This window comes from Pseudarthrobacter oxydans (assembly GCF_013314975.1).
Classification (GTDB): domain Bacteria; phylum Actinomycetota; class Actinomycetes; order Actinomycetales; family Micrococcaceae; genus Arthrobacter; species Arthrobacter oxydans.
Map to the genome: position 1 here is coordinate 114,110 of NZ_JABTYH010000012.1, position 9,008 is coordinate 123,117.

At 66.1% G+C, this 9,008-nt stretch carries 10 protein-coding genes; 2 read left to right on the forward strand and 8 right to left on the reverse strand.

From position 1 onward, the window contains the following. Positions 1-9 precede the first annotated feature (9 nt). The 3 genes from HTS88_RS10355 to HTS88_RS10365 form a co-directional block, all read right to left on the reverse strand. The gene (locus HTS88_RS10355) at positions 10-702 is read right to left on the reverse strand and encodes a potassium channel family protein (RefSeq protein WP_174178032.1); all 693 of its coding nucleotides are present in this window, start codon (positions 700-702) and stop codon (positions 10-12) included. Further along, complete coding sequence (locus HTS88_RS10360) at positions 695-2,161, reverse strand: TrkH family potassium uptake protein (RefSeq protein WP_246256160.1); 1,467 nt, start codon at positions 2,159-2,161, stop codon at positions 695-697. The genes HTS88_RS10355 and HTS88_RS10360 overlap by 8 nt, the downstream gene beginning before the upstream one ends. Before the next feature lie 479 nt (positions 2,162-2,640). Further along, positions 2,641-2,793: an LPXTG cell wall anchor domain-containing protein gene (locus HTS88_RS10365; protein ID WP_174178034.1), complete on the reverse strand. Its 153-nt coding sequence runs from the start codon at positions 2,791-2,793 to the stop codon at positions 2,641-2,643. A 189-nt stretch (positions 2,794-2,982) separates the two neighbouring features. Between HTS88_RS10365 and HTS88_RS10370 the strand changes: the two genes are divergently transcribed. Both HTS88_RS10370 and HTS88_RS10375 read left to right on the forward strand, forming a co-directional pair. Continuing rightward, positions 2,983-3,348, forward strand: a complete 366-nt coding sequence (locus HTS88_RS10370; protein ID WP_174178036.1) for a cupin domain-containing protein — start codon at positions 2,983-2,985, stop codon at positions 3,346-3,348. A gap of 90 nt (positions 3,349-3,438) precedes the next feature. Then, positions 3,439-4,374: an alpha/beta fold hydrolase gene (locus tag HTS88_RS10375; RefSeq protein WP_217432438.1), complete on the forward strand. Its 936-nt coding sequence runs from the start codon at positions 3,439-3,441 to the stop codon at positions 4,372-4,374. Between the two features lie 109 nt (positions 4,375-4,483). Here the strand turns inward: HTS88_RS10375 and HTS88_RS10380 are convergent, their stop codons facing one another. From HTS88_RS10380 to HTS88_RS10400, 5 genes are all read right to left on the reverse strand, one after another. Beyond that, entirely contained in the window at positions 4,484-6,391 is a 1,908-nt protein-coding gene (locus HTS88_RS10380; RefSeq protein ID WP_174178041.1) for a phytase, read from the reverse strand. Positions 6,392-6,751: 360 nt separating this feature from the next. Continuing rightward, positions 6,752-7,360 (reverse strand): flavodoxin family protein, encoded by a 609-nt coding sequence (locus HTS88_RS10385; RefSeq protein ID WP_174178043.1) that lies wholly within the window; start codon positions 7,358-7,360, stop codon positions 6,752-6,754. A gap of 88 nt (positions 7,361-7,448) precedes the next feature. Beyond that, on the reverse strand, positions 7,449-7,790 hold the full coding sequence (locus HTS88_RS10390) for a hypothetical protein (protein WP_174178045.1): 342 nt from the start codon (positions 7,788-7,790) through the stop codon (positions 7,449-7,451). After that, complete coding sequence (locus HTS88_RS10395) at positions 7,787-8,416, reverse strand: anti-sigma factor family protein (RefSeq protein WP_246256162.1); 630 nt, start codon at positions 8,414-8,416, stop codon at positions 7,787-7,789. Before HTS88_RS10395 ends, HTS88_RS10390 begins: the two co-directional genes overlap by 4 nt. Further along, complete coding sequence (locus HTS88_RS10400) at positions 8,413-9,006, reverse strand: sigma-70 family RNA polymerase sigma factor (RefSeq protein WP_174178047.1); 594 nt, start codon at positions 9,004-9,006, stop codon at positions 8,413-8,415. Before HTS88_RS10400 ends, HTS88_RS10395 begins: the two co-directional genes overlap by 4 nt. Between the last annotated feature and the right edge of the window lie 2 nt (positions 9,007-9,008).

Below are 9,008 nucleotides of genomic sequence, written 5' to 3' on the forward strand. Positions count from 1 at the left end.
AGGGCCGGGCTAGGGGCGGCTGCTGAACCGCTCAGCCAGGTTCTTGGTGCCCTGGACGATGATCTGGTCGTCGTCGTACAGGACGGTCTGGGCGGTGGTGTGCTGCCAGGTTCCGCCAGGCCGTTTGACCGCCACGATGGTGATCCCGTACTTGTCCCGGAGGCCCAGCACGCCCAGGGGCCGGTCCCGGGCATCCGACGGCGGCTGCGTGCGGACCATCACAAAGTCGTCCTCGAATTCCACGTAGTCTAGGATGGACCCGCGGACCAGGTGCGCCACGCGGCGGCCCATGTCGTGCTCAGGCCGGATGACGTGCTGCACCCCCAGCTGGCCCAGGATTTCCGCGTGCGGCTCGCTGATGGCCTTGGCCCAGATTTCGGGGTGCTTGAAGGTGAGCAGCCGGGAGGTGGTGAGGATGCTCGCCTCCAGGTCCGAGCCGATGCCCACCACGGCCCGGTCGAACTCGTGGACGGAGAGCTGCCGCAGGACTTCTTCCTTTGTGGAGTCGGCACGGACCACGTGCGCCAGCCGTCCGTTGTAGGACTGCACGATCTGCTCGCTGCTGTCGATCCCCAGCACCTCGGTGCCCTGCGCCTCCAGTTCCAGGGCCAGGGAACCGCCGAAGCGCCCCAGGCCGATAACAGCCACGGAGTCGGGGTGGGCGGCGCGCTCGCCCCGGCGGGTGAAGATGTCCTTAGCCAATGAGGGGCCTTTCCTTCGGGTTTTCGTACAGTATGGGGCGCTTCCTGAGGGCGAGCGCGGTGCCGAGCGTGACGGGGCCAAGCCGGCCGATGAACATGAGCAGGATCAGCACCACCTGCCCGGCGGGCGGCATCCCGGCCGTGATGCCGGTGGACAGCCCCACGGTGGCAAAGGCGGACACCACCTCGAACAGGATCCGTTCCTGGCCAAAATCGGTGATCAGCATCAGGAACATGGTGGACGCCGTCACCAGGGCGATGGCCAGGAGCACCACGGTGATGGCCTGGCGGTGCACGGCCCGGGAGAGGCGCTTGCCAAAGATGTTCACCGCGGTGTCGCCACGGAGTTCCGTGGCCAGGATGAAGAACAGTACGGCGAAGGTGGTGATTTTCAGGCCGCCCGCGGTGCCGGCCGGGCCGCCGCCAATGAACATCAGGATGTCCATGCCCAGCCAGGAAACGGGGTGCATCTGGCTGATGTCAACGCTGTTGAATCCGGCGGTGCGCGTGATCACGGACTGGAAGAAGCCGCCCAGGATGCGGTCCTCGGGCGGCAGCCCGCCCAGGGTGGCGCTGTTGGTCCATTCCGCGGCCGTGAGGAACACGCTCCCGCCAGCCAGGAGCACGGCGCTGCCGGCCAGGACGATTTTGGTGTGCATGCTCCAGTAGACGGGCCGGCGGTACTGGCGGCGGAGCTCGAACAGCACGGGAAAGCCCAGGCTGCCGATGATCACTGCGCCCGCGATCGGCAGGCACACCCATGGGTCGCCCACAAAGCCCATCAGGCTGTCCGAATACAGCGCAAAACCGGCGTTGTTGAAGGCGGACACGGAGTGGAACACCCCGTGCCAGAGGGCCTCGCCGGGGGTGTAGCCGTAACCCAGGAGGAAGCGGAGCATCAGGAGCACCGCCAGGATGGTCTCCACAATTACGGTGATCAGCAGGACGCCAATGAGGACGCGGCGCACGTCGCCGAAACCGGTGCTCTTGGTCTCCGTGGCGGCCAGCATCCGGGAACGCAGGCCAAGGCGGCGGGCTGTGAGCACGCCCAGGAGCGCGCCGAAGGACATCACACCGAACCCGCCGATTTGGATGAGCACCAGGATGACCGCATGCCCGAAGCCTGTCCAGAAAACCGGGGTGTCCACCGTGACCAGCCCGGTGACGCACACGGCGGACGTGGCGGTGAACAGGGCTTCCAGCAGCGACGCCGGCCGTGGTCCCGTGGCGGCGGCCGGCAGCATCAGGAGCACGGTCCCCGCCGCGATGGCAAGGACGAATCCCAGGGCGATCAGCTGAGCAGGGTGCCGGGGAACGAGCTTGTGGGCCAGCCGTCGGAGGGTGGACACCTGCTTGCCCTGGAGCTCCGCCAGGGACCGGCTGTACCCCGCCAGCATGGCCTTCGGTTTTTTCCGTGGGCGCTCGGGGTGGGGGCTTCGCTGGTAAGCCTTCAGGTGCATAGGCGCCACGGTACCACCGCAGCACGGCGCAGTCCGCCCGATGGAACAGACCTCACATTCCGCCCGGATTGACCCGGGCTGCCGTGCGGTCCTGCCCAGTTGGTCAGGGGGCCATCCCCACCGAAGCCGGGACACGCCGTCGTCCGCGGCGCGCCGCCAGGGTGCCCGGGGCGCAACCGGGCGGGAACGCACGACGGCGGCGCATCACCCCGGGCGGGCAGCGCCGGCAGGGGACCGGCCTGCGCTGGTGGGCCAGTGAGGTGCGTGCAGGCTCGGGCTGCCGTGCGGTCCTGCCCAGTTCGTCAGGGGGCCATGCCCACCGAAGCCGGGACACGCCGTCGTCCGCGGCGCGCCGCCCCGGTCCTCTGGGAAGCAACCGGGCGGGAACGCACGACGGCGGCGCCTCACGCCGGACTGGAGCGGCAGGCAGGAACGCACGACGGCGGCGCCTCACCCCGGGTGGGCAGCGCCGGAGTTGGTCAGGCCCGGGTTCTGCGCTTCATCCAGCCCCAGACGGCGGTGGCCGCGAACAGCACCAGGCCGATCAGGGCCAGCCACAGCAGCCCCTCGATAACGAAGCCCAGGATGGACAGAACGAGCCAGATAATAAGCAGTGTGATGATGAGTCCCATCCCGGAAGCGTAGCCGTGATCGATGGTGGCAGGACATATTGACACGGCCCACCCGTGGGCGCACTCTGATAGCGCTGGGTGCCAGTGGCTGGCGGCCGCGGCCCACCGCGGGCCCGCCAACCGAAACCCGGAGATGTCTGGGCGCTCCGGATGCACAGTTCCCACACCCTTTCCTGTCAGGAGAAGGAAATGACCGTAAACGCCCTGGAAGCCAAATCATTCGACCAGCCCGATGAGAAGCGCCGCCCGCCCAAGACCCAGGTGGACGTGGTGACCCTCGGTGACACAACGCTCGGCAGGTTCACCTTTGAGCCGGGCTGGCGGTGGTCCGAAACCGTCAAAACCGTGGTCCACACGGACACGTGCCAGGTGAATCACGTGGGAATCTGCGCCGCCGGAACGCTGACCGTGCAGATGGAAGATGGGTCGCAGGCCACGGTCAGCGCCGGCCACGCGTACACCATCCCGGCCGGCCATGACGCGTGGGTTGAGGGCGATGAGGCGTTCGTTGGCTACGAGGTCATGAGCGCAGCCACCTTCGCCAAACCTGCCTGATGCCGGGCGGCTGTGCGCGCCCCTGGTAGAAAGGCTTCCGGGGCTCGGGATATCGCGGATCCCGGGCCCCGGAACAAGCCCCGGCGCTGGTTGCGCGGGCTCGGCATCACCGCGCTGGTAATTGTTGGGCTGCTGCTGGTGTCGACGGCGGTCAACGCGGCCATGGAGCGGGCGGAGAAATCGGCTGTCCCTGCCTACGGCGAACGTGTCCCGGTGGGCGGCGGCGTCCTCAACGTGTACCGGAGCGGGGGAGAGGGTCAGCCGATCGTCCTCCTCAGCGGCATGGGCACCCCGGCTCCGGGTCTCGACTTTGCGCCGCTGGTCCGCGAGCTGGGCGGCTTTGACGTCCTGGTGGTGGAGGGCCTGGGATACGGCTACAGCGACATGGACGGGCCTCCGCGGAGCAACGAAAACATCAGTACCGAACTGCACGACGTTCTGGCCAGGCTGCAGGTCAGGCAGCCGTATGTCCTGGCGGGGCACTCGATCGCCGGCTTCTACATGCTGGACTACGCCAACCGGTACCGGGCGGAAGTGTCCGCGGTGGTTGGCATCGACGCGACCATCCCCAAACCCGGGGACGGGCAGGTTCCAGAACCGGAGCCGGGCTTCAGCGTGGAACGGGCCCTGGCCTTCACCGGGATGGTGCGCGCCGTGACCTTTGTGGCCCCCGGCTTGCTCGATCCAGACAGCGACGCGTACACCGATGATGAACTCCACCGCATGCGCCTGATGATGAGCTGGAACTTCGGCAACCCGGCCGTCGCGGACGAAACGGCCCGGATAGCCAACAACGCCGCTGCGCTCAGGGACGTAACCTATCCCGATGACCTGCCGGTCCTCGCCTTCATAGCCGATGAAAGCGACGACTCCACTGCCACCAAGCTGTCATCCGCGGAGAACCTGCTGGCGAACGTGGACCGTCACGAGATTGTGCCACTGCAGGGCCATCACTACCTGCACTGGACCCAGTCCCGGCGGATGGCGGAGGAGATCAGGACGTTCCTGGGGAGCGGCGGCGGGTGACCGGCACGACATGCTCCGACATTGGTGCATCCTCGCGCTGAGTTTCGAATTTCCACGACAGTTCGTATGTTCCATCCCGTCAAGGCACTCGATGCCTTGACGGGATGGGTCACCCGAGGACAGCGCTGAGGGGTACGTACTTCAAGTTGGACGTAGTTCCGCCTGAGTTGGATTCGTCGTGGACCACCAGGAGCCCCTGTTCGAACCCAGGCCCCGCGTTTCTCGTGGTGACATCGAGCCCGTCCGTTCCTGTAACGGAGTCGATGGTCCCATTGGAGCCGACTCTGAATTTCTTCACGAAGGGGTTATTATCGGCTCGATCGTAGACCACAATCGTTGAATCTCCCTGACTGGAAACAAACAGCCTTCCGGTACCGTTCGCCCCATAAGAGATGCTCATGCCCTCGATTTCAGCCACGAGGCGGCCACTGCCCGCCGTGTCGACGGACACCCTGTTGGAGCCGGCGCTCGGCTCGGCTCCGTACTTCCACACGGCCACGGTCTCCTGTCCAACGTAGAGGTGGCCAAGTTCGTCGTCAGCGACGCAGCTTTCCGCGATGCTGCTCATCGGCAACGTTCTGACCAGCACAGCGTCGACCAATCCTGCGCCGTTGTCTACTAACTCGAACTGCTGGACGGAGCCGGCTTGTTGGGGTGTCACGAAGGCATAGAACTTGCCGCTGGCCCTGCTGTGATACAGGCAAAATCCGATGTTTGGGGAAACAGTCGGGATGCTGCGCGCGGTAACCGGTGTCAGGGTTCGGGTTGTAGCACTGAACGAATATAGGACGAGGGTATCGTTCGTTCGATTGTTCGCCCCGACCAGAATTATCGGCTGTCCCGATAAGACGAAACCACTTCTCAGATCAACGTTGCCGAGCATCCCATCCTGGCGGAACTGTATTAGCTTGCCGTCCATGCCAAACACCCCGATACCGCCCGCGGACACCGACTTGTTGTCGGCAATCACCACGCTATTTGCGGGAGTTGCTGTGTCCGCCCAGATGACAGCGTCGTCTGAGATGTCTCCTGAACCCGAAAAGCCGACGTTCTCCACTAGCGGTAGAACTGTTGAGATGCTCGGTGTGGGCGTTGCTGTTGACGTGGGTGTGGACCCGGGTCCTGCGGTGGTGAAGCTGAAGGGGGCAGATTTGTATTCGACGCCGCCGACGAAGGCTCCCACGGAGAAGGTGTATGCGGTTGCGGGTTGGAGGTTCCTGACTGTTTCGCTGGCGCTGGTGTCGTCCTCGCCTGCGATGGCGGCGCCGTTGATGTAGTGGCGGTAGTTTGTGGCGTTTGGCACGGGGTCCCAGAGGAATCTGGCGGTGTGCTCAAGGTCCGTGGTGTACGCAGGATCGATGCGGATGTTCTGCGGGGCGCTGCCCGGCGCTGTCGACGTTGGCGTCGATGTGGGAGTCGCCGTCGATGTTGGTGTTGGCGTTGGGCTGGACGGTGAATCGTAGGTGATGACCAGTTGGGGCCGCTTCGCACCCTCGCGGGAGTCCAGGCTTCCCTGCACGCCAGTAGTTGTATCGATCCCCACATTGAAGTTTCCAGAGCCCGTGATGGCATTTGTGGGCAATGCGGCACTGGCATATTGCCTGGCACGCAGCAGGCCCGATCTAGCAAGCTCAGCCGTTTGCCAGGCCGGCTGATTATTCGCTGTGACAGTCGTCTCGCTCCACGAATTGCTGGCCGGGTGCACGATCAAGCTCCCGCTCACCGAGGTGTTTGAGTAAAGCCTCAGGGCGATGTTGGTGACGGTGCTGCCGGAAGGGAGCGAGACGTTGAACCTCAGCAGGGCACGGTAGGTGGTGTCTGAGACGGCCAAGGTTTTCGCTCGTCCAAAGTTGCTGTTGGGCGACGCGGTCGAAAGGTACGTGTCCGCCGCCGCATTCAGCGTGACTGTCGTGGGGGCGGCCACAGCCGTCGACCCAAATACGTTAATCAAGGTGAAAGCGCCCACAGCCGCCAGTGCGACTGTTGCTGCAGCGAGAATACGGAACAGGCGGAGCATGGCGGTTCCTATTCGAGCCTCGATAATCGAGGCCAACGTCTAGGGGACCGGCCGGTCCAGCTCCAGCCGTCAGAAGCGGCAATCTATCGACGAAAAGCGAAACCGGCGGCAGTTGTGTGTGACGACGACCGCTGAATTCGGGGACGTAATGGCAGGCACTTACTGTTTGGCCCGATTTAACGTAACCAGCATCCCGGCATGGCAAATTGGTTTTTTAGTATGCTCCGGCTCCAGGGGAGGGGTCAATGACGCAATTCCCCCTAATTTCTTGCTCAGAATACCTAACGGACCGTCGGGAATTCGTGGAATTGGCCGCCACGCAGCGAGCGAACCCACCCGCGGCAGCCCGCCGTCGTCCCCTTACCCCGCGGGATACTGCGACGTGCGGAGGAACCGGGCCAGGTGCGCTGCGTTCCGGGCTGCGCCGGCGGTAGCGGAGGCCACCTTCTCGGGCACGGCCTTCAGGTCCTTGTAGTCCACGGTCTGCATGGCCTCGCCCACCCAGTACGTGGCGCCCTGGGCAGGGAGGGTGAAGCCGACGTCGTTCAGGCCCTGCTGCGTGTCCGCCACGGTCTTGTGGGCGCCGTCCTCGTTGCCCACCACGGCCACCACCGCCACCTTCCCGTACATGATGGGCCGGCCTTCGTTGTCCGTCTCGGCGAGGTCCGCGTCGAGCCGTTCCATGACCCGCTGGGTGATGCTGCTGGGGTGGCCCATCCAGATGGGCGTGGCGATCACCAGGATGTCCGCCGCCAGGATCTTGTCCCGGATGCCCGGCCAGGCGTCGCCGTCGCCCATGTCCACCTGCACGCCGGGCATCACGTTGTGGTCCACCACCCGCAGCGACGTCCCGCTCACGCCGTGTGTGGCCAGCTCGTCCAGCACGTGGCGCGCCATGAGCTCGCTGCTGGACGGCGCGGGGGAGGGGGTCAGGGAGCAAATCAGGGCAAGTGCGGTGAGGTCAGCCATTTGTTCGTCCTTTGCTGTGTCTGCGGAGGGTGCCACCGGTGGTTCGGGGCCGGCGGCCTGCCGGACTGCCCGGCGCCGGCCCTGCCTGCTATCCGTTTCCGGACGGGGCCATCGTCACGATCACCACGTGTACCTGCACCGGCTGGGGAGCGAGGTGGCTGCGGATGGCGCCGGCGACGGACCGGGCGACCTCCGGCCCGTTGTCCGCTGCCACGCCAATGCGCGCCGTGACGCGCAGCCCGTCGTCGGAAGGCACGACGTCGATGTGCGGCACAGGCTCCTTCGCCACCGCCGCCATCACCTGGCGGAGCGGACGCGCCGGGTAGGTGGCGCTGACGCCGTCGACGGCGAGGACTGCTTCCTGCAGCTGTGCCGCCAGTCCGGCGGGCACCTGCGTGCGTCCCGGCTGGGGGACCAGGGCTTCAGTCATGGCTTCTCCTGGGGAGGGGTCTGTCCCATCAGTCCGGCGGCTGTTCCCGGGCCCGCGGGCTGGGGCTCCAGGACATCGGTGATGGTGATGTCGATCGAGGTGATGTTGAGTTCGGTCTGCACTGCCAGTTCGCGGGCGAGCTGCCGGCGCAGGCTGCTGGCGCGTTCCTCCAGCGGATGCCCGAAGACGATGGCCAGGTGGACCTCCACGGTGACCTCGGCTCCCGGCGTGGTGACGTCCCCGTGGAGGCGGCACCGCCCTGCCGTGGTGCCCGGGAGGGTGTCCGCGATGGAGCGAATGAGGGCAGAGACAGCCCCCTCGGTCTGCGAGAGGGTGTCATCGGGGTGGCCGCCGCGGAGGGGGATGCTCCTGCCCGGCCGGAGCTCCAGGGCCAGGTTGCCCAGGATCTTCTGCATCCAGCCGTCTGTGCCTTTTCCGGCGTCGGCAACATCGGCGTCGAGCAGTTCCTGGCCAAGGCTGGAGAGCCGCCGCAGTGACGCCAGGCCGGCCTGGCACTCGGGGCAGCTGTCCAGGTGGGCCGGGTCCTGCAGTTCCCCTGTATCCAGGTAATTGCTGAGTTCCGCGAGATCGTGCCCGCAGTCGAACGTGCCGTTCGGGGTGCTCATCGCCATTCCTCCATTGTGCTCGCCAGGGCAATCCGTGCGCGTGCCAGCCTGCCGCGGACACTGTCGGTGCTGATGTTCAGCGTCCGGGCAATGTCCTCATAACTCTTGCCGTTGAACTCCTTGAGCACCCAACATCGGCGCTGCTCCTCCGGGAGCCGGGACAGGGCCGCCTTCAGCGCCTCAACCCGGGACCCGTCCAGCTCCGCAGCCTCGGGATCCGGCCATGAGCCCGCGCCGTCCGGCCTGCGGGTGTCCCTGGTGGTTTCGACGGCGTCCAGCCCGGCGTCATAGCGGCGCCTGCGCAGGTGGTCAATGCTGCGGCTGCCGGTGATCCGCATCAGCCAGCCCTTGACGGCCGCCGGCTCCCGGAGCGAGTCCAGCTGATTCCAGGCCTGGATCAGCGCGTCCTGGACAATGTCGTCCGCATCCGCGTTGGAGCCCGTCAGCCGCCGGGCACTGGCCCGCATGAGCGGACCGTAGCGCCGGGCGAGGGCCTCGAAAGCCGCTGTATCGCCGTCGGCCGCCCGGCCGGCCAGCAGGGCGTCCGGCACAAGGTCGAGTTGGTGCGGAGCCGCGGGTGATCCACTCACTT